A 17,125-nucleotide genomic window follows, 5' to 3' on the forward strand; every position below is an offset into this window, starting at 1 on the left:
GCGCCATGCAAAAACAATGTCAGACTAAAATCTTTGACAAAATCTTGGGCAATTAGAAATCGGCATATCCCAGCGATCGCAAGCTTTTAGAAATCTTGGATTGATTCATCAAAACGTCGTCAACCCTAGCCAAAGAAGCATGAATTTAGATCAAGAACCCCAAAAATTACGTCTGAACAGTTTCCGCCAGAAAAGATTGCTTGGCTTACTGATCATCAGCATCAGTGTCTTGCTGATTATTGTCCGCCAGCAGCTCGCGTTTGTTTGGGACGTTTCTTTACAAGTTCTTGGGCCTTTTATTACCTATGCCTTTCTGATTTTTCCTTATATTCTTTTGATCTTAGGGTTCTTTTTGTACCTTCAAACCGAGAGCACTGGCTCAAAATTTGAAGAAAAAGCCTACCAACAGGCTCAAGTCAGACACGCAGAGGAGCCTGATAAGGCAAAACCAGTCTGGGATATGGCGCAGCTCACCCTAGAAAGCTATTTCAGGCGCAATCTCAGTCAAATACAGTGGATTTTCTGGCTCAGCATTGTTGTTATGACCCTGGGGTTTCTTTTGATTCTCTATGGTGTGGCTCTGAGCTATCAAAATCCTCGTGAAAACTGGATCGTGGGCGCGATCGGCGGCATTGCGGGCATCATGACCGAATTCATTGGCGCGACGTTTTTGTATGTTTACCGATCCAGCATTGAGCAGGCCGGCAAGTATGCAGAGATTTTGGAGCGTATGAATATCGTGGGAATGTCGATGCAGATTTTAGACAGCGTTGCAGACCCTAATTCTGACCCAGACGCGATCGCCGAAGCCAGCCCAGACAATCGGTTGCTTCAGGCAAAAATCGAGATGGCAAAAGCACTCCTAGACAAGCTCTAGCCTCCAGCGATCGCTTCAAGCGCGAATTGAGGGGCGATCGCCTATTCCAAAACCACGAGGGACTGAACCACTTTTTCCAGTTCCTGGGGCGTCACGCTGGCATTTTCGCCACAGCCGTAGGTTTCGCGGTAGTACTCGCCGTCGCCCACCACGACGTTGTAGAGCGGCGAAGGAGATCGCCCACTGAGCGGCGCCGGGAAGCTGCCTAGGCTGGTCTGGGGAGTCGTCAACTGATCAGCTGAGGGAGCCTGATTTTCGCCCGTGGGCGGCCCAAATAGGATCGTCACTTCCCCCAAGACCTCCGTCGGCGTCTGGAACTCGAACTCACTAGAGCCGCCACCCACACCGCCACTGACGCCATTCACCAGCAGGCAGGTATTTTGGGCATTGCGATAGACCAGGGTGTAGCTAGAGCCCTCTCGGCAGTTGCCCCGCTGAGGCGCGTCGGGGCCGCAGAGATTGGCCTTGACCTCCGATATTTCGAAGACATCCGGCAGATACCTCGGCACCACCACCGGTATATCGAGGGCCTGGAGAGAAGATTTTTGCTCGGGGGTGAGCCGATCCGCAGACGCCACTTCGGTGGCGACGGGGCTAGCGGCAGGCGATCGCGTTTCCTCTGCGACAGGTAGGCTCTCGACCCTCGCCTGAGCACAGCCAAAGAGACCCAAGAAAATGACAGACTGAAGCGCTAATACGATCGGCGAGTGAGACATTTTCTCAGATCCCTTGGAAAATTTGCGGAGATAGATACACTCTATAATTGGGCATTTCCGAAGGATAAAGGGAGATGGCGGGCGATCGCCCAATTTCCTGCCCTGTCTACCTCGCAGCTCAGCAAGTCTCCCATTTTTTAGCCTTTTTCCAAGGCTCTACCAACCGATAGAATTATCCCAAAGTCTCCACGAAGCGCTATCAGTCAAGCTCTATTTAAATTCCAAAGTGATAAATCTCCTCAAGAAGCTGCGTGGCGGCACCCTGATCGGCCTGGGCTATATGCTCTCTCCTCTATCTTGGTGGAACGATATCTTTTTTAATCTGCCGATCGCCCTTGTGTTTGGATATGCCGTGAGCTGGATCAAGGCCGACTGGTTTCTGGCAGGAACGGTCGTGGGCTACTGGCTCTCAAATGTTCTGGGCATCTTGATGATGCAGTTTGGAGCGGTGGATGTCTTCATGGATGAGGAGAAGCGAAACACCCGGCGAGATCTGCTGCTGGGGTTGGGCGGCTCGACGCTCTATACCGTGGTTATTGCCGCCCTGGTCTATTTCCACGTTTTAGACGTGCCTGACTTTTTGATGGACTTACATCCTTAATTCTCAGCTATTTTCCAAAAGTGTATTTTTTGGCTTGAAATTGCAATGAGAGCAATTGCAATTTCAAGCTCATTTGACCTGCACAGCATTAAAATTCGAGAATTAATTGGGTCTTTAAATCAAATGATTTTCGATCAACTAAAAACCATTGCAAATGGATTATCATAAATTGAAGATTTAATTTTTCGGTATCGACAAAATGCCAAAATCAGGCTGGATTATTGCATTTGCGGATGATGAGTCCGCTCCTGTCAAAGGATTCTGGGCTAAGAATAAGTGGGTCACAGTTGATGATCCCAACGCTCCTGGAGCATTTGATAGAGCATTGTTTTATCCTGAGTCATGTCACACTGTTCAAGCAATGCGAATGACAAAGGGGAGTTTGCAAAGCAGAAACCAAGATCGCGACGTTCGTCTTGTCAGAGCTGAACAATCTTTGCGTTTGATCTAAAGTAATCGTCTATTTCTTATTTCTGAGTAACTCTTGCGAAAAGCCGAGGCCTGTGTAAGGCCTCGGCTTTTCAGTATCAAGAACTATCGACAGCTAATCTTTGAACCTAGCGATCGCCCTCTTCCAGATCTCTAGCGTCGCTGTCCGAATCGGGATCGAGTTCCCAGCGGCGATCGTCTCGCTGCTCTAGCAAGTCGCGAGTGTGGAGCGGATGGCGATCGCGCACTTCGATACCCGCCGCCGCTGCCAGATCCTCCGTATCATCTTGGTCCGGCGTCGGAGCCGTCCCGCCAACAGCCTCTTCACCGCTCACCGCCGCCTGGTAGTCATACATATCGCGAGCGTTGCGGGGGTCTGGGGTCACCATAGCAATTGCGCCTCTCAGCAGCCTTCTTTCACTGCCACCTTACGATCGCTGCCCCAACCTGCACCTCTTCAGCAAGACAGAAGCTAGAAGGAATAGCCGCCCCGAGCAAAATCAAAAGGCGATCGCCCCCTTGGTTCGTCATGCCTTTTTAACGGTTTAATTTGCGATTGCGTCAGCAGGCCCATCGCTGTCACTATATGCAGGGTGCTGCGTGGTACCACACCTGCACCCTCGAAACATTCACCCCAGCCTGCTAACGCAATGGATCTCAAGTCCCTCATTCGCGACATCCCTGACTTCCCCAAGCCCGGCATCATGTTTCGGGACATCACCACCCTGCTTCGCAACTCCGACGGCCTGCGCTACACCATCGACACCCTCGCCGAGCACTGCGCAGACATGAATGTCGACTACGTTGTCGGGATGGAGTCTCGGGGCTTTATCTTCGGGACACCCCTGGCCTACAAGCTCAATGCCGGATTCATCCCCGTGCGCAAACCGGGCAAGCTGCCCGCCGCCGTGCACACCGTCGAGTACGAGCTGGAGTACGGCACCGACAGCCTCGAAATTCACCAAGATGCCCTGCACGAAGGCAGCCGCATCTTGATCGTCGATGACCTGATCGCCACGGGCGGCACCGCCAGCGCCACCGCAGATCTGATCCAGCGCTCCGGCTGCGAACTCGTGGGCTTTGGCTTTATTATCGAGCTACGCGACTTGGGCGGCCGTCAGCGCCTGCCCGAAGTGCCCATTGTGTCGCTGGTTGAGTACTAAGGCGCCTCACGCCATCGACAAACGCTCCGCAGAGGTCTACAGGTCATGACATTCAGCAGCCTCGATCGCTTCCGAAACTGGGCTAATCCCAAGGGCGGACCGGCGCGGTTTTTGAGGAGTGAAACCACTGTTTATATTCTCAAGCGACTCTTGCAGGCGCTGATCACGCTGTTGTTTGCCTCTGCGTTGAGCTTTTTCGTGATCCAGCTGGCACCGGGCGACTACCTCAGCACCCTGCGCCAAAATCCCCAGATTTCGCCCCAGCGCCTAGAGGAGCTGCGCCAGCAGTTCGGCCTCGATCGCCCGTGGATCGAGCAGTATGGCCGCTGGCTCTGGCAAATTGTCAGCCACGGCAACTTCGGCACCAGCTTTGTCTATCAGCGATCGGTGGCGTCTCTGCTGTGGGAGCGCGTACCGGCGACGCTGCTGCTGGCCTTTTCTTCCCTGGTGATCACCTGGGCGGTGGCGCTGCCCCTAGGGATCATCGGCGCCGTGAATCAAAACAAGCGCGTGGACCGGGTCCTGCGGGTGCTCAGCTATGTCGGTCAGGGCTTTCCTAGCTTTGTGACGGCGCTGCTGCTGCTGATCCTGGCCCAAAATCTGTCGCCGTGGCTGCCCGTGGGCGACATGACCAGCATTGATCACGCTGACCTCAATCCGGTGGGGAAAGCCCTAGATATCGGCTGGCACATGATCTTGCCGACGATCGCCCTCAGCGTGGCCAGCTTCGCGGGGCTCCAGCGGATCACGCGGGGAGAGCTGCTGGACGTGCTGCGCCAAAACTATATCCAAACGGCTCGGGCGAAGGGCCTGCCCGAAAACCGGGTGATCTACGTTCATGCGCTGCGCAACGCGATCAATCCCCTGATTACGCTGCTGGGGTTTGAGTTCGCCAGCTTGCTGAATGGGGCCTTTGTGACGGAGTTTTTCTTCAACTGGCCGGGGCTGGGGCGCTTGATTTTGGGCGCGGTGCAGTCCCAGGACCTGTACCTGGTGATGGCGAGTCTGATGATGGGCGCGCTGATGCTGATTTTGGGGAACTTGCTGGCGGATCTGCTGCTGAAGTTCGCCGATCCGCGGATTCGTCTAGAAGATCTGCGCTAGAGCGCCTGTGGTCTCGTTTTGACACCCTATTGGGCCATCAGCCATGGTTTATGAGGTTTATCATTTGCTGCGATCGCGCCAGGATGGGCGCTACTTGGCGGCTCGTCAGCGATCGCCCGACGCCAGCGAGGGAGCGCCGACCCAGACCTATGTGCTGGTTTTTCGGGAGCACGCGGACGCCCTGAGCTATCTCAACACCCACGCGCCCGATGTGGCGACGAGCTTTGCGGTGGAGTCGGTGCCGAGCTCCCAGCTCTCGTCGGTGCTCCAGCGCTGGAGCTTCACAGGCTTTGGGGTGGTCGGCGATCCGCTGCTGCCAACGGTCGAGTTTTTCCGGGTTTAGGGGGCGGCGGTGCTTTCGCCGATCCATTGCAGATAGGCCGGGAGGCCAGCGGTGATGGGCAGGGCAATGATTTCGGGCACGTCGTAGGGGTGCGCTGACTTTATGTGGGCGGCGATCGCCTCAAACTGGCCCAGGTCCGTCTTGATCACCAGCTGCCATTCGGGCTCGTCGTAAATCGTGTCCTGCCAGCGATAGATCGACGTGATGGGCGTGAGGCTGACGCAGGCCGCCAGCTTCGCCTCGACAAGAGATCGAGCGAGCGATCGCCCCACCGCTTCAGAGGGAGCGGTCACGAGCACCACACCATAGGTCATGTCTTTGGTTCCTCCTCAGATTCGAAAGCCTCGGCCTACCATAATAATTTGGCGTTCAAATTCACCATTCATCACCATGATCAGAAAACTCGGCTTTGGGCTGCTGTGGCTGGGCTTCGCGATCTATGCCTTCGGCTTTGCGCCACCGAACCAGCCCGACACCCTCGACCTGATTGTCCGGCTCTCATCCGGCCAGTGGGACGCGATCAATCCCCTGCTCGTGGCGGAGTTCAACATTATGGGCATCTGGCCCATGATTTACGGGGCGGTTCTCTACGCCGACGGCCACGGCCAAAAGCTGCCGGCTTGGCCCTTTGCCGCCCTTTCCTTTGGCGTGGGGGCTTTTGCGCTGCTGCCTTACCTGGCCCTGCGCCAGCCCAACCCGACCTTCTCAGGCGAAAAAAGCCGCCTGCTTCAGTTTTGGGATAGTCGGCTGCTGGGGGTGGTCCTGAGTTTAGGGGCGATCGCCTGTTTGGCCTACGGCCTCAGCCAGGGAGACTGGAGCGCCTTTGTTGCTCAGTGGCGCAGCGATCGCTTTGTTCACATCATGACCCTTGACTTCTGTTTGCTGTCGCTGCTGTTTCCGGCGCTGCTGGGCGATGATCTGCGGCGGCGCGGCTTGACTCTGGCGTCGGGGCTAGGGGCGATCGCCCTGGTTCCCCTGATCGGCCCTCTGGTCTATCTGTGCCTGCGGCCCTCGCTACCGGGCGCGACCCGCTCCAGCGAAACCGTCAGCACCGCCTCCTAGAGCCACATCTTCACATCCGTGGGCTTGCCCGCCGCCGCCACCACCCGGTGGCAGCCCGAGTCGGGGTAGGCCCACTGGCAGTGATACTCCTTGGGATCGCCCCAGCACAGCCCCAGGTACAGCTCCGCCTGAATGGCCGAAATCTCCGCCCACTCCGCCGCCTCAATCAGCTGCTCTACCGCCGCGCGCGACAGCGGCGGCGGGTCATAGGCCGCCCCCCACAGGGTCAAGGACTCAGCAGCGTCCCACCAAAACGCCAAAATTTCCGCCTTGGCCGCCATCAGGGTTTCTTTGTCGCCCTCCACCGCCGACAGCTGGGGATGCAGCTCTGGCACGTAGACACTCTTGCCGCGAAAGCGACACTCGTGCCACACCAAACCCGAGATCTGGTGCTTCTGCTGGTAGCGGTGGATTTCGGTCCGGAAGTCCTGGTAGGCCATGATCCGGCTCATCTGATCGGTGCCCAGCGCTTTGGCCAGGACCGGATCGTTGATGCGGTCTTCTGGCGACAGCAGCACGCGCTGGCCTAGACGGGTTGCGCGCAGCTCCTGATCCAGTATGCGAATGAGATCAGCGGTGGTGTAGGGCATCGGCTCAGCAAGCGTGGAGGGAGCAAGCAAAAGCAGCGTGGCGATCGCGCCAACAGGTAGAAAGAAGATTGGGCTGGTTTGGATGACCAAACGCCTATGGGAGGCTGCGATCGCCCCTAGAAGGGCGTCTTTGAGCCTGAGACGGCTCTTCTTCCATTTTTAAAGCAAATTTCTGCCCCTTGCACAGTCAAGGCAGCAAACTCACGGCAATCGGCGATCGGGGATCCTTTTTCAAGTACCCAGCCTTTTCCTGAGCTGCCTGAGCGCCCTCGTCACCTATCGCACCCTAGACCTTGCTCTACTCCGACCTCAAAACAAGCGCTTAATATGATTCCCTGGACCCAAAATTCTTAAGCTTTTCTATAGTCAGGTCAGAAAATCTCAGACCCTAAAATCAGACGCAAAAGATGATCGGTTTGTCTATTTTTTCATCAAGAAAACCAATCATCACCGCAGGGAAAATCCTATCGTTACTATTTACTATTATTAATCACTTGGGGCATACAAACTTGAGAAGATGAGCCGGCGCGCTTGGCAGTCATCCGTCTTGGCAAGATCTCCTAGCATACCCAAAGAGATTGACTTTAGGGGTCTTTAGCCCGTTCGATCGAGGTGATTGGCTCACTGGCTCCAAGGGCGATCGCTCCCGTCTCGAGGTACGCCAGACAACAGCAATTCCCTAGAACAGAGCCGATAGTGATAGCATCCCTTCGGAGTCATTCTTCTATCCCTTGAACAAAACCATTTCCTGTCATCCCAAACGTTCCGTTTCTTTTTGCGCGATCGCGCCCTGAGTTACCCCTCTATGGAATCTGTCATTACGTTTTTTCAAGAGGAACCCATCGTTCCTTTCACCCTTTTATTGGCCGTCATCTTGATGGTCCCCCTCATTTTTAAACGCTTGGGCCTGCCCGAACTAGTAGGACTTTTGGTCGCTGGAATTGTCCTAGGCCCCAATGCCCTAAACCTTTTACAATCCGACTCCAAGATCATTGCCCTCCTGTCTGACATTGGTCTTGTCTACCTGATGTTTGTGGCAGGTCTCGAAATTGATATTCAACAATTTCGGGTGACCCGAAATCGGTCAATTGGCTTTGGCAGTCTGACCTTTGCAGTGCCAATGGTTACCGGGATTATTTTGGGGCGAGCCTTCGGATTTGGCTGGAATGCTTCGATTCTGATTGGCTCTTTGCTCGCCTCCCATACTCTACTGGCCTACCCGATCATCAGCCGCATGGGCGTCGTCAAAAACGAGGCTGTTACCGTTACTATTGGCGCCACCATCTTTACCGATATTGGCGCGCTCTTGGTGCTGGCCGTCTGTGTCGGCATTCATGCGGGGGACTTCACGACCCTGAATTTGATCACCTTACTGGGATCTTTGATCATCTATTCCTGTGTCGTGTTGTTTGGGTTTGACTGGGTTGGTCGGCACTTTTTCAAGCAGTCCGGTGATGAAGAAGGCAACCAATTTTTGTTTGTGTTGCTGTCAGTTTTCTTGGCGGCTTTAGGTGCGCAGCTCATCGGCGTTGAGAAAATTATTGGGGCCTTTTTGGCAGGCCTCGCCGTGAACGATGTGGTCGGCGAAAGTCCGGTCAAAGAAAAGGTCATCTTTGTCGGCAGCGTTTTGTTTATTCCCATCTTCTTTATTGATATGGGGCTGCTGATCAATGTGCCGGCGTTTATCAAGACGCTGACATCCTTTGGTCTGACTCTGGCGATCGTTCTGTCGCTGATCGGCAGCAAGTTTGTGGCGGCGCTGTTGGCCAAGCTGGCCTACCGCTACAGCTGGCAGGAGATGATCGCGATGTGGTCGCTGTCGCTGCCCCAGGTGGCCGCGACGCTAGCTGCGACGCTGGTGGGCTACAAGGCGGGCCTGCTCACCGAGGAAGTTCTCAACAGCGTGATCGTCTTGATGCTGGTGACCGCGACGCTGGGGCCGATTATCACAGCGCGATCGGCGGTTGGCCTCAAGCTGCCGGCCGAAGAACTAGCCCTAGAAGCAATGCCCCTGGGCAGCCACGCGACGCCCCAGCATCCTTTTACGATTGTGGTGCCCGTCTCTAACCCCAATACACAGAAGAATCTGATCGAGATGGCGGCGCTGCTGGCCAAGCAGGCCCAGGGGCGTATCGTGCCCTTGGCGATCGCCCTCGGCCACACCCAGAGCCCCACCGAGGAGCTGACCAGCGCCTTCACTCAGGGTCAAAATCTGGTGCAGCGGGCGGTGGAGCTGAGCCGGGAGCACGGCATCGAGGCCCAGCCCCTCGTCCGCATTGACAACAATGTCGCCCAGGGCGTGAGTCTGGCCAGCCTGGAACAAGACGCCCAGCTGATCGTGATGGGCTGGGGCGATCAAACCAGCCTGCGAACTTGGCTCTTTGGCAACATGATCGACAATGTCCTCTGGGCCTCCCACTGCACAGTAGCCGTCACCCGCTTGCTAGACGCTCCCCACAAGATTCAGCGGATTTTGGCGGTGATCGAAACGGTGACCACCCAAGCCGTCCCGGTTTTGCAGTTTAGCCAGCTCCTCGCCGCCCAAAATCAAGCCAACGTGACGCTTCTGCATGTATGCACCCCTCTCACGCCCGCCGCTCAGGTCAATTGGCTCCAAGAGCAGCTGACGGCCATGGCAACTCAGGTCGGCCTACCCAAGGCAACCCCGGTTTGGGTGGTGTCCTCGGAGGATGTGGCAAAGGTGGTCCTGGGCCTAGAGTCTGATTTTGATTTGGTAGTTCTGCGCTTTATCTCCCGCCGAACCAGTGCTGGGGGCTTGGCGATCAGCGATCTGCTCACCCCCATCATCGAGAATCTCGAAGGCTCCGTGGTCCTGCTGGGCGAACCCCACCACTAGGTCAGGCCACTGGTTCGAGATTGATGCAATTCCAGCCTGATTTTTAACCACAAAAAGCGCCCCTAGTAGGGGCGCTTTTTGTGGTTTCTAGAGCCGCGCTCCAAAGCTAAGCGCCCATGCCGGAGTAGCGCTTGAGGCCGCGTTTCCAGAGCCAGCGGTTGAGCACCCAGAAAAAGAGTCCCCAGAGGGCGATCGCCAAAAAGCCTTGGCCCACGTTCACCGGCAGGCCCGTCAGCAAAGCAGCCGGAAAATACACCAGGTACGGAAAGGGCAGCCAGCTGACAACGGCTCGGAGCCCTTCAGGAAAGACATCGAGGGGGGCGATCATGCCCGACAGAAACAGATAAATCAGAAACCAAAACTGCTCAATGGCAGTGGCTCGCTCAGTCCAAAACGAGAACATAGCGAAGGTGTACTGGATCAAAAATCGCAGCGCGAAAACCAGGATAACGGCGATCGCAAACAGCAAAAACTGTCCCGGTTGCGGCACCCAAGCAGCCCGAGGATAGAGCACCAAAAACAGGGCCAGCAAAATCAGCACAAACGGCAACCGGGCAAATCGCTCTGCTGCATGCTCCGCCACATGGCGCCACACCGGATCGATCGGCTGGAGCAGGTAGTTGGATAACTGCCCCTGCACCACCTCTTTTTCAAACTCCCAAATCACCCAAACAACGGTGATTTGGCGCACCATAAAGGCCACCAAGAAATAGCGCACAAATTGCAGCGGCTCGAGGCCAAACTGGCCCTGCTGCGCCGCCTGATTCCAAATTCCCATCAAAATCAGCGGCAGCGAGCCCGACAGCACCCACAGCACCAGCTCCGCCCGGTATTCCAGCATGTAGGCGTAGTACACCGACAGCAGCGTCCCAATCCGCTTCCAAGCCTGATTCATGCCACCACTCCCGAGCGAAACACGCTGCCAATGACCTCTTCGAGGGGCGGCTCCGTCACTGACAGGTCCAGCACATCCAGCTCCGCCAAGATCTGCGAGACACTGCGCGTCAGGCTCTCGCGCTCCACCATCCAGCGCACCGATCGCCCTTCCACCGCCTGCACCGTCCCATAGATCGCCAAGCGCTCCGCCGATTCGGGCATAGCCAGCTCGACCTTGATTTCTCGGTAGGGCGCGAAGCGCTCCAGCAGGCCGTCGAGGCTGCCGTCGTAGATCAGCTCTCCGGCATAGATCAGCAGCACGCGATCGCACAGGGCCGTGATATCGGCCATGTAGTGGCTCGTCAGCAGCACCGTCGCCTGGTAGCGCTGATTGTAGAGACGCAGAAACTCCCGCACGCTGGCCTGGGCGTTGATGTCGAGGCCCAGGGTCGGCTCATCGAGAAACAGCACCTTCGGCTGGTGGAGCAGGGCCGCCAAAAGCTCAGCCTTCATGCGCTCGCCCAGGGAGAGCTTGCGGATCGGCTGGTTGAGCTTGCTCTCTAGGGACAGCATCTCGGTCAGCTCCCCCAGGCGCTGCCGGAAGTCTCGATCCGAGAGGCCGTACACCGTCGCGTTGATCCGCAGCGAGTCCAGAGCTGGCAAATCCCACAGGAGCTGCTGCTTTTGGCCCATGACCAGGGTGATCTGGCGCAGAAAGGCCGCCTTGCGCTGAAAGGGCACATGGCCTGCCACCTGGATCTGGCCCGAGGAGGGATGGATCAGCCCCGTGAGCATTTTGAGGGTGGTGGTTTTGCCAGCGCCGTTGGGTCCCAAGAAGCCCACAATTTCCCCAGGCTCAATGGAGAAAGAAACGCTTTGAACCGCTTTGATCTGGCGGTAGGTGCGACGGAAAAAATGCCGAACCGTCCCCCCCAGACCAGGGTCTTTGAGGGCGACGGGGTAGACCTTGCTCAGATCTTGAACGGAAATAATAGACATTATCGAGAAAGGGGCGATCGCGCAGACAGGGGTCACCGAAGACGCGGCTTCTCGCCAGGAACCAGCAGCGTTGGAAGAGCGGCCAGTACTTTTTATTCATGGGGAGAACCGCGATTCCACTGTAGCGGAAATGGGTTCGCCATGGCCGAAGGTCCTTGCAGAATGGGCGATCGCGGCGCAGGTGTTGAGGCGGTTTAAGAATTTACCGAAAATTAAGAAATTCCGGTGATGTCCGCGCGGCCTTGTGATATACCGTTAGTCAGAAAAACCCCAGTTGCTCAGAACTGGGGCAGTGAATGAGTCTGTCTTTATTAAGAGACTACAACCCCTGGAGGGATTCCTCCGGGGGTGTTTTGTAAAAAGTTAGAGGTGCATGACCGCCAGCAGTCTCGCACAAAGGCGATTGGGGCTGAGATTGAGCGGGCGATCGCTCTTGGAGAAAGCCGCCTCGCCCTCCCCAGGCAGCCGAGCCCGTTGATCAGGCTGAGCGTTACAAAGCCTTACAATCGGAACCTCTCGCTTCAAAGCGCGCAGCTTTTGGAGTTTTTCCGTAAAACCCCGTGAATCTGGCTTTTTGCCTTGATTTTTGATACTTCTGCGGGGGAGTTTTTGAGCCGTATCGGAGCGTTTCATGTCGGATTTGCCAGCCTCTCTCGCCGCTTCAGAAAAAATTGCTTCGGCGATCGCGCGTTTGCGATCGCTAACCCAGCAGGATTTGCAGCAGCAGTGGCGCTGGCACCTAGGAGAGTGGGCAATCGCCGAGGCAACGGACGCGCGCACCTGGGACGCCTGGACCCCAGCGCCCCTAAACGATCGCCGACACATTGCGTGGTCCCGCGGACAGCAGGTGCTGTGGCTGGGCCAGCGGGTGGTGATCCCGGCGACGCTGGCGGGGTATCCGCTGACGGGGCTGACGCTGCGGGTGGCCCTGACTTGGTGGGCGGAGTCTGCCGAGGTGTTTGTCAATGGTCAGCGGGTGCAGGTCGGGGACCTGTTTGACTGCTCGGCGCGAATCTTGCTGGCGGCGGCGGCCCAGCCGGGAGAGGCGATCGACTTGGCGATTCGGCTGGTCAGTCCAGGCCACGACGACGGAGCGCTGGTGCGATCGCAGCTGATCTTTGAGGCCCTCGGCGATGAATCTCGGCCCGAGCCGGGCTTTGTGGCCGATGAGCTGACCGTGGTGCAGGGCTACCTGAGCGCTTTTCGGCCAGAGCAGGAAGCGGAGCTGGCCCAAGCGCTAGGGGGGCTGGCCTGGGAACAGGTGGGCGATCGCCCGGTGTTTGATGCGTCTTTGGTTCGTCTGCGGGCGGCGATCGCCGCTGAGACGCCCTGGATTCGCGATCGCCGCCTGCACCTGCTGGGCCATGCCCACCTCGATCTGGCCTGGCTCTGGCCGATTCCCGAGACTTGGGAGGCCGCCGAGCGCACCTTCCAGTCGGCCCTGGACCTGCAGCGCGACTATCCTGAGCTGCTGTTTGGGCACTCCAGCCCCGCCCTCTACGCCTGGCTCGAAGCCAACCGGCCCGAGCTTTTTGCCGCCATTCAGGCGCAGGTCCGGGCGGGCCGCTGGGAAATCATCGCCGGTCTGTGGGTGGAGCCGGAGTTTAACGAAGTTAGCGGAGAGTCGATCGCTCGCCAAGTCCTCTACGGCCAGCGCTACACCGAGGCCAAGTTTGGCCAGATTAGCCGCGTGGCCTGGCTGCCCGACAGCTTTGGCTTTTGCTGGCAGCTACCCCAGATCTTTCGGCAGGGGGGCATCGATTACTTCGTCACCCAGAAGCTGCGCTGGAACGACACGACCCAGTTTCCCCACGGCTTCTTTCGCTGGCGATCGCCCGATGGCACCGAGATCCTCAGCTGGATGTCGCCGCCCATCGGCGAGGCGACCGACCCGGTCAAGATGGGCACCTACGCCCGGGACTGGGAGCAGCAAACCGGCAGTCGTCAGGCCTTTTGGCTGCCGGGGGTAGGGGACCACGGCGGCGGCCCCACCCGAGACATGCTGGAGGTGGCGCGGCGCTGGACGCGATCGCCCCTATTTCCGCAGATCCAGTTCACCCCCATGGCGGCCTATCTCGACGCGATCGCCGCTGAGCTGCCCGAGCCGCTGCCCCAGTGGCAGGACGAGCTGTATCTGGAGTTTCACCGGGGCTGCTACACCAGCCACGCTGACCAAAAGCTCGCCAACCGGCGCTGTGAGCAGCTTTTGTACCAGGCTGAGCTGTTTGCGTCGCTCGCAAGCTGGGTCGCCAGCGCGTCCTATCCCCAGAGCGCCCTTGAGCAGGCCTGGAAACAGGTTTTGTTCAATCAGTTCCACGACATTTTGCCCGGATCGTCGATTCCCGAGGTCTTTGAGGAGGCAAATCAGTCCTGGGCCACAGCAGCCGAAACGGCTCGCCAGGTCCGAGACCAGGCCCTCCAGGCGATCGCCGCTGCCCTGGCGCTCCCGAGCCCGCCCTGGCTAGAGGCGCGGCCCATCGTGGTCTTCAACGCCCTCAACTGGTCGCGCGCTGAGCTGGTCACCCTGGCGCTGCCCAGCTCCCCGGACCCAGGCCACGCTTGGCAAGTTTGGGACCTAGACGGTCAGCCGATTCTGTCCCAAGTGCTCCAGGAAGATCCAGATTTCCCAGAACCTCGGCTCATCTTTGCCGCCGAGGTGCCCGCCTTGGGCTATCGCACCTACTGGCTCAGGCAGCAGGCGATCGCCCCCGTCCCGGCTCCAGCAGAAACGCCGCCCTGGCGCTTAAGCAACGAGTTTTTGCAAATTGACGTTGACCCTGACAGCGGCGACCTTCAGCGCGTCTTTGACAAGGCGCAGCAGCGCGAGGTGCTCAGCGGTCCCGGCAACCAGCTCCAGGCCTTTCGCGATCGCGGCCAGTACTGGGACGCCTGGAATATCGATCCCAACTACGAAGCGCACCCCCTGCCCGCCGCCACCCTAGAGGCGATCGCCTGGATCGAGCGTGGCCCCCTGCGTCAGCAGATTCGGGTCCAGCGCCGCTTGGGGGACTCTATCATTCGCCAAGACTACATTCTCGATGCCGGGACCGACCTGCTGAAAATCGCCAGCCAAGTGGACTGGCGCGATCGCCAAGTCCTGCTCAAAGCCGCCTTTCCCCTGGCGGTGGAGAGCGATCGCGCCACCTACGAAATTCCCTTTGGCGCCATCGAGCGGCCCACCCGGCCCCAAACCTCCGCCGAAACCGCGAAATGGGAGGTGCCCGCACTCCACTGGGCCGACCTCAGCCAGGACGACTACGGCGTCAGCCTGCTCAACGACTGCAAGTATGGCTACGACGCCCGCCCGAGCCAGCTGCGCCTCAGCCTCCTGCGTAGCCCCAACTGGCCCGACCCCAACGCCGATCGCGGCCAGCACCGGTTTACCTATGCGCTCTATCCCCACCGCGATCGCTGGCAAAGCGCCCGCACCGTCCACCGGGGCCACGAGCTCAACCAGCCCCTTCAGGCCCTTTTGCTCCGCTCAGCTCCCCATCAGGGCACCTTACCCCCCAGCCAGAGCCTGCTGCCGATGAGCGACGGCGTAATTCTCAGCGCTTTCAAGCGCGCGGAAGATGGCAACGGCTGGATCCTTCGCTGCTACGAAGCCCAAGGCAGCGCCAGCACCCTCACCCTCCAAAATTCTGGGGGGTTGGCGATCGCCCAGGGTTTGGACATCCTAGAGCGATCGCTCGACCCTTGCGCTAGTGCACCAGAGTCCCCCGAAAATCTTTCTTTTTCTGCGTTAATTCAACCTTGGCAAATTGCAACTTTTCGGCTGCAAAATCACTCTTTATTGCCCCAGGATTGTAATGAACTTTTGTGAAGCAAAGCGACCATTGCCTCTTTAGTCTTCATGCTCATCGTAGGGATCAGCCAAGTTCTTGGCCGGCGGCCCAAAGGCAGTGTAGATAGAGAGTGCCGTAATGACGACTAGAAATGCACAAATCGAAACACCAAGGGCAAGAGCGGTGGTATCCATAAAAATTAAGGATGCAGTTGAAACATTATGATATTAGTATTACAGAACATTAAAAAATTCTCTCCAAATTTAGGTTATAGGTGACTCATGGCACAGCGGACTAGGTTGGGAGATGTCCTCAAGCCTCTGAACTCCGAGTACGGCAAGGTTGCCCCAGGCTGGGGAACCACCCCTGTGATGGCAGGCTTCATGCTGCTATTCCTCGTTTTCCTGCTCATCATTCTGCAAGTCTACAACTCCTCCATCCTGCTCGAAGGCATCAACGTGGATTGGAGAAGCCTCGGCGGCTAAGCGTCGATCGCACAGCACGCTAGCGAAGACCTGTTTCACCCAGCGGTCTTTCCAGCACTGACCCGGCCCTGCCGGGTCTTTTCGTTTAAATCGCTGCCTGGGCGCACACTATACTAAAAGCTAAGTGACCCTGCCTGGAGGATGACTGCATGAACGTTTTCGGCGTTGGCTTACCGGAAATGGCCATAATCATGGTCGTTGCACTACTCGTTTTCGGCCCCAAAAAACTTCCGGAGATCGGTCGCAGCCTCGGCAAAGCCATTCGCGGCTTCCAGGATGCCTCCAAAGAATTTGAGAATGAGTTTCGGCGAGAGGCCGAGCAGATCGAGCGGGCCATGCAGCCCCCTATGCAGGCATCCCTAGAAACCACGCCACCAGCAGCCCTGTCTCCGGCGACCGAAGGTGCCGGAAACGCTGCCAACAGTACTGAAACTCCCTCTGAGGCAACGGCCGATCGGGTTGGCTAAAAACGCTTCATCACAGCGTTCTATCGCCGCCTCTCCCAGCGAAACGGCGATTTTCTAGCGCCTATCTAGGCGCTCGTTTTCTTTGTCCTTCTGCAATTTTGTTTTCCTCCCATGCCCGCAGCGTCCTCAGGCCCGGTGGTTCCACAACTCATCATTGGGCTCGGCAACCCTGGCTCCAAGTACGACCACACTCGCCACAACATCGGCTTCGATGCCATTGACCGGCTGGCGTCGGGGTGGAGCGTTTCGCTGAGCGAGGAGCGCAAGTTTCAGGGCCTGGTGGGCAGCGGTCGCGGCCCCCATGGCGACAAGATTCACTTGCTCAAGCCCTTGACCTTCATGAACCGGTCGGGGCAGTCTGTGCGGGCTGTCTTGGACTGGTACAAGCTACCGCCTGAGTCTGTGCTGGTGATCTACGACGATATGGACCTGCCGCTCGGGAAGCTGCGGCTGCGGTTGTCTGGATCGGCGGGCAGCCACAACGGCATGAAGTCTCTGGTGGCTCATCTGGGCACCCAGAATTTTCCTCGTCTGCGCATCGGCATCGGGGCGCCCAAGACGCCCTCAGGCCACGACAAGGACACGGTGTCCCACGTGCTGGGCCAGTTCGCAGCGGAGGAAAAGCCCCTGGTGACGGCGGTGCTGAACATCGTCACGGAGGTGACGGAGGTTTGCCTAGGACGCGGGGTCGAGATGGCGATGAATCGCTACAACAATCTCAATTTGGCGGAAACTGCCAAGTCAACCCCCTAAGGACGGAAAAACGCAGCG

The 17,125-nt window shown here is 57.8% G+C and carries 18 protein-coding genes; 11 read left to right on the top strand and 7 right to left on the bottom strand.

The window, feature by feature from the left end; all coding sequences use genetic code 11:
- The first annotated feature begins 139 nt into the window (after window positions 1-139).
- On the top strand, window positions 140-877 hold the full coding sequence (locus GEI7407_RS12930; protein ID WP_015172635.1) for a TRADD-N-associated membrane domain-containing protein: 738 nt from the start codon (window positions 140-142) through the stop codon (window positions 875-877).
- A gap of 41 nt (window positions 878-918) precedes the next feature.
- Here the strand turns inward: GEI7407_RS12930 and GEI7407_RS19625 are convergent, their stop codons facing one another.
- Window positions 919-1,593 (bottom strand): hypothetical protein, encoded by a 675-nt coding sequence (locus GEI7407_RS19625; RefSeq protein ID WP_015172636.1) that lies wholly within the window; start codon window positions 1,591-1,593, stop codon window positions 919-921.
- A 226-nt stretch (window positions 1,594-1,819) separates the two neighbouring features.
- Between GEI7407_RS19625 and GEI7407_RS12940 the strand changes: the two genes are divergently transcribed.
- Window positions 1,820-2,194, top strand: a complete 375-nt coding sequence (locus GEI7407_RS12940; RefSeq protein ID WP_015172637.1) for a hypothetical protein — start codon at window positions 1,820-1,822, stop codon at window positions 2,192-2,194.
- Between the two features lie 557 nt (window positions 2,195-2,751).
- On the opposite strand, the gene GEI7407_RS12945 is transcribed toward GEI7407_RS12940, so the two are convergent.
- The gene (locus GEI7407_RS12945; RefSeq protein WP_190274135.1) at window positions 2,752-3,012 is read right to left on the bottom strand and encodes a DUF6335 family protein; all 261 of its coding nucleotides are present in this window, start codon (window positions 3,010-3,012) and stop codon (window positions 2,752-2,754) included.
- 261 nt (window positions 3,013-3,273) lie between these two features.
- Here GEI7407_RS12945 and GEI7407_RS12950 point away from each other — a divergent pair, with 261 nt between their 5' ends.
- From GEI7407_RS12950 to GEI7407_RS12960, 3 genes are read left to right on the top strand one after another with little or no spacing between them, the layout of a single operon-like run.
- On the top strand, window positions 3,274-3,786 hold the full coding sequence (locus tag GEI7407_RS12950; protein ID WP_015172638.1) for an adenine phosphoribosyltransferase: 513 nt from the start codon (window positions 3,274-3,276) through the stop codon (window positions 3,784-3,786).
- Between the two features lie 45 nt (window positions 3,787-3,831).
- The gene (locus GEI7407_RS12955; RefSeq protein ID WP_015172639.1) at window positions 3,832-4,890 is read left to right on the top strand and encodes an ABC transporter permease; all 1,059 of its coding nucleotides are present in this window, start codon (window positions 3,832-3,834) and stop codon (window positions 4,888-4,890) included.
- Window positions 4,891-4,933: 43 nt separating this feature from the next.
- Window positions 4,934-5,233: a hypothetical protein gene (locus GEI7407_RS12960; protein ID WP_015172640.1), complete on the top strand. Its 300-nt coding sequence runs from the start codon at window positions 4,934-4,936 to the stop codon at window positions 5,231-5,233.
- Here GEI7407_RS12960 and cutA read toward each other — a convergent pair.
- Window positions 5,230-5,547: a divalent-cation tolerance protein CutA gene (gene cutA, locus GEI7407_RS12965; RefSeq protein WP_015172641.1), complete on the bottom strand. Its 318-nt coding sequence runs from the start codon at window positions 5,545-5,547 to the stop codon at window positions 5,230-5,232. The genes GEI7407_RS12960 and cutA overlap by 4 nt on opposite strands.
- A gap of 76 nt (window positions 5,548-5,623) precedes the next feature.
- On the opposite strand from cutA, the gene GEI7407_RS12970 reads away from it, so the two are divergent.
- The gene (locus GEI7407_RS12970; RefSeq protein ID WP_015172642.1) at window positions 5,624-6,295 is read left to right on the top strand and encodes a hypothetical protein; all 672 of its coding nucleotides are present in this window, start codon (window positions 5,624-5,626) and stop codon (window positions 6,293-6,295) included.
- On the opposite strand, the gene GEI7407_RS12975 is transcribed toward GEI7407_RS12970, so the two are convergent.
- Entirely contained in the window at window positions 6,292-6,885 is a 594-nt protein-coding gene (locus GEI7407_RS12975; RefSeq protein WP_015172643.1) for a hypothetical protein, read from the bottom strand. The two genes, GEI7407_RS12970 and GEI7407_RS12975, sit on opposite strands and share 4 nt — an antisense overlap.
- An 805-nt stretch (window positions 6,886-7,690) precedes the next feature.
- On the opposite strand from GEI7407_RS12975, the gene GEI7407_RS12980 reads away from it, so the two are divergent.
- Window positions 7,691-9,742, top strand: a complete 2,052-nt coding sequence (locus tag GEI7407_RS12980; protein ID WP_015172644.1) for a cation:proton antiporter — start codon at window positions 7,691-7,693, stop codon at window positions 9,740-9,742.
- Between the two features lie 106 nt (window positions 9,743-9,848).
- Here the strand turns inward: GEI7407_RS12980 and GEI7407_RS12985 are convergent, their stop codons facing one another.
- Window positions 9,849-10,637, bottom strand: coding sequence for an ABC-2 family transporter protein (locus GEI7407_RS12985; protein WP_015172645.1), 789 nt, complete (start codon window positions 10,635-10,637; stop codon window positions 9,849-9,851).
- Window positions 10,634-11,617, bottom strand: a complete 984-nt coding sequence (locus GEI7407_RS12990) for an ATP-binding cassette domain-containing protein (protein WP_015172646.1) — start codon at window positions 11,615-11,617, stop codon at window positions 10,634-10,636. Before GEI7407_RS12990 ends, GEI7407_RS12985 begins: the two co-directional genes overlap by 4 nt.
- Before the next feature lie 631 nt (window positions 11,618-12,248).
- On the opposite strand from GEI7407_RS12990, the gene GEI7407_RS13000 reads away from it, so the two are divergent.
- Window positions 12,249-15,440: an alpha-mannosidase gene (locus GEI7407_RS13000; protein ID WP_015172647.1), complete on the top strand. Its 3,192-nt coding sequence runs from the start codon at window positions 12,249-12,251 to the stop codon at window positions 15,438-15,440.
- Window positions 15,441-15,461: 21 nt separating this feature from the next.
- On the opposite strand, the gene psbN is transcribed toward GEI7407_RS13000, so the two are convergent.
- Window positions 15,462-15,596: a photosystem II protein N gene (gene psbN / locus GEI7407_RS20290; protein WP_015172648.1), complete on the bottom strand. Its 135-nt coding sequence runs from the start codon at window positions 15,594-15,596 to the stop codon at window positions 15,462-15,464.
- An 87-nt stretch (window positions 15,597-15,683) separates the two neighbouring features.
- On the opposite strand from psbN, the gene psbH reads away from it, so the two are divergent.
- The 3 genes from psbH to pth all read left to right on the top strand — a co-directional run bounded on the left by psbH (window position 15,684) and on the right by pth (window position 17,107).
- Window positions 15,684-15,887, top strand: a complete 204-nt coding sequence (gene psbH / locus GEI7407_RS13005; RefSeq protein WP_015172649.1) for a photosystem II reaction center phosphoprotein PsbH — start codon at window positions 15,684-15,686, stop codon at window positions 15,885-15,887.
- Between the two features lie 149 nt (window positions 15,888-16,036).
- Window positions 16,037-16,354 carry a TatA/E family twin arginine-targeting protein translocase gene (locus tag GEI7407_RS13010; RefSeq protein WP_015172650.1) on the top strand — a complete coding sequence of 106 codons (318 nt, stop codon included), beginning with the start codon at window positions 16,037-16,039 and terminating at the stop codon, window positions 16,352-16,354.
- Window positions 16,355-16,465: 111 nt separating this feature from the next.
- Complete coding sequence (gene pth / locus GEI7407_RS13015; protein ID WP_015172651.1) at window positions 16,466-17,107, top strand: aminoacyl-tRNA hydrolase; 642 nt, start codon at window positions 16,466-16,468, stop codon at window positions 17,105-17,107.
- The last annotated feature ends 18 nt before the right edge of the window (window positions 17,108-17,125 follow it).

The sequence above is a fragment of the Geitlerinema sp. PCC 7407 genome, assembly GCF_000317045.1.
Taxonomy (GTDB): domain Bacteria; phylum Cyanobacteriota; class Cyanobacteriia; order PCC-7407; family PCC-7407; genus PCC-7407.

Excerpts from the sequence above, each read along its gene's own strand:
- GEI7407_RS12930 (WP_015172635.1), top strand. The coding sequence starts at position 140 with ATGAATTTAGATCAAGAACCCCAAAAATTACGTCTGAACAGTTTCCGC.
- GEI7407_RS19625 (WP_015172636.1), bottom strand. The coding sequence starts at position 1,593 with ATGTCTCACTCGCCGATCGTATTAGCGCTTCAGTCTGTCATTTTCTTG.
- GEI7407_RS12945 (WP_190274135.1), bottom strand. The coding sequence starts at position 3,012 with ATGGTGACCCCAGACCCCCGCAACGCTCGCGATATGTATGACTACCAG.
- GEI7407_RS12950 (WP_015172638.1), top strand. The coding sequence starts at position 3,274 with ATGGATCTCAAGTCCCTCATTCGCGACATCCCTGACTTCCCCAAGCCC.
- GEI7407_RS12955 (WP_015172639.1), top strand. The coding sequence starts at position 3,832 with ATGACATTCAGCAGCCTCGATCGCTTCCGAAACTGGGCTAATCCCAAG.
- GEI7407_RS12960 (WP_015172640.1), top strand. The coding sequence starts at position 4,934 with ATGGTTTATGAGGTTTATCATTTGCTGCGATCGCGCCAGGATGGGCGC.
- cutA (WP_015172641.1), bottom strand. The coding sequence starts at position 5,547 with ATGACCTATGGTGTGGTGCTCGTGACCGCTCCCTCTGAAGCGGTGGGG.
- GEI7407_RS12970 (WP_015172642.1), top strand. The coding sequence starts at position 5,624 with ATGATCAGAAAACTCGGCTTTGGGCTGCTGTGGCTGGGCTTCGCGATC.
- GEI7407_RS12975 (WP_015172643.1), bottom strand. The coding sequence starts at position 6,885 with ATGCCCTACACCACCGCTGATCTCATTCGCATACTGGATCAGGAGCTG.
- GEI7407_RS12980 (WP_015172644.1), top strand. The coding sequence starts at position 7,691 with ATGGAATCTGTCATTACGTTTTTTCAAGAGGAACCCATCGTTCCTTTC.
- GEI7407_RS12985 (WP_015172645.1), bottom strand. The coding sequence starts at position 10,637 with ATGAATCAGGCTTGGAAGCGGATTGGGACGCTGCTGTCGGTGTACTAC.
- GEI7407_RS12990 (WP_015172646.1), bottom strand. The coding sequence starts at position 11,617 with ATGTCTATTATTTCCGTTCAAGATCTGAGCAAGGTCTACCCCGTCGCC.
- GEI7407_RS13000 (WP_015172647.1), top strand. The coding sequence starts at position 12,249 with ATGTCGGATTTGCCAGCCTCTCTCGCCGCTTCAGAAAAAATTGCTTCG.
- psbN (WP_015172648.1), bottom strand. The coding sequence starts at position 15,596 with ATGGATACCACCGCTCTTGCCCTTGGTGTTTCGATTTGTGCATTTCTA.
- psbH (WP_015172649.1), top strand. The coding sequence starts at position 15,684 with ATGGCACAGCGGACTAGGTTGGGAGATGTCCTCAAGCCTCTGAACTCC.
- GEI7407_RS13010 (WP_015172650.1), top strand. The coding sequence starts at position 16,037 with ATGAACGTTTTCGGCGTTGGCTTACCGGAAATGGCCATAATCATGGTC.
- pth (WP_015172651.1), top strand. The coding sequence starts at position 16,466 with ATGCCCGCAGCGTCCTCAGGCCCGGTGGTTCCACAACTCATCATTGGG.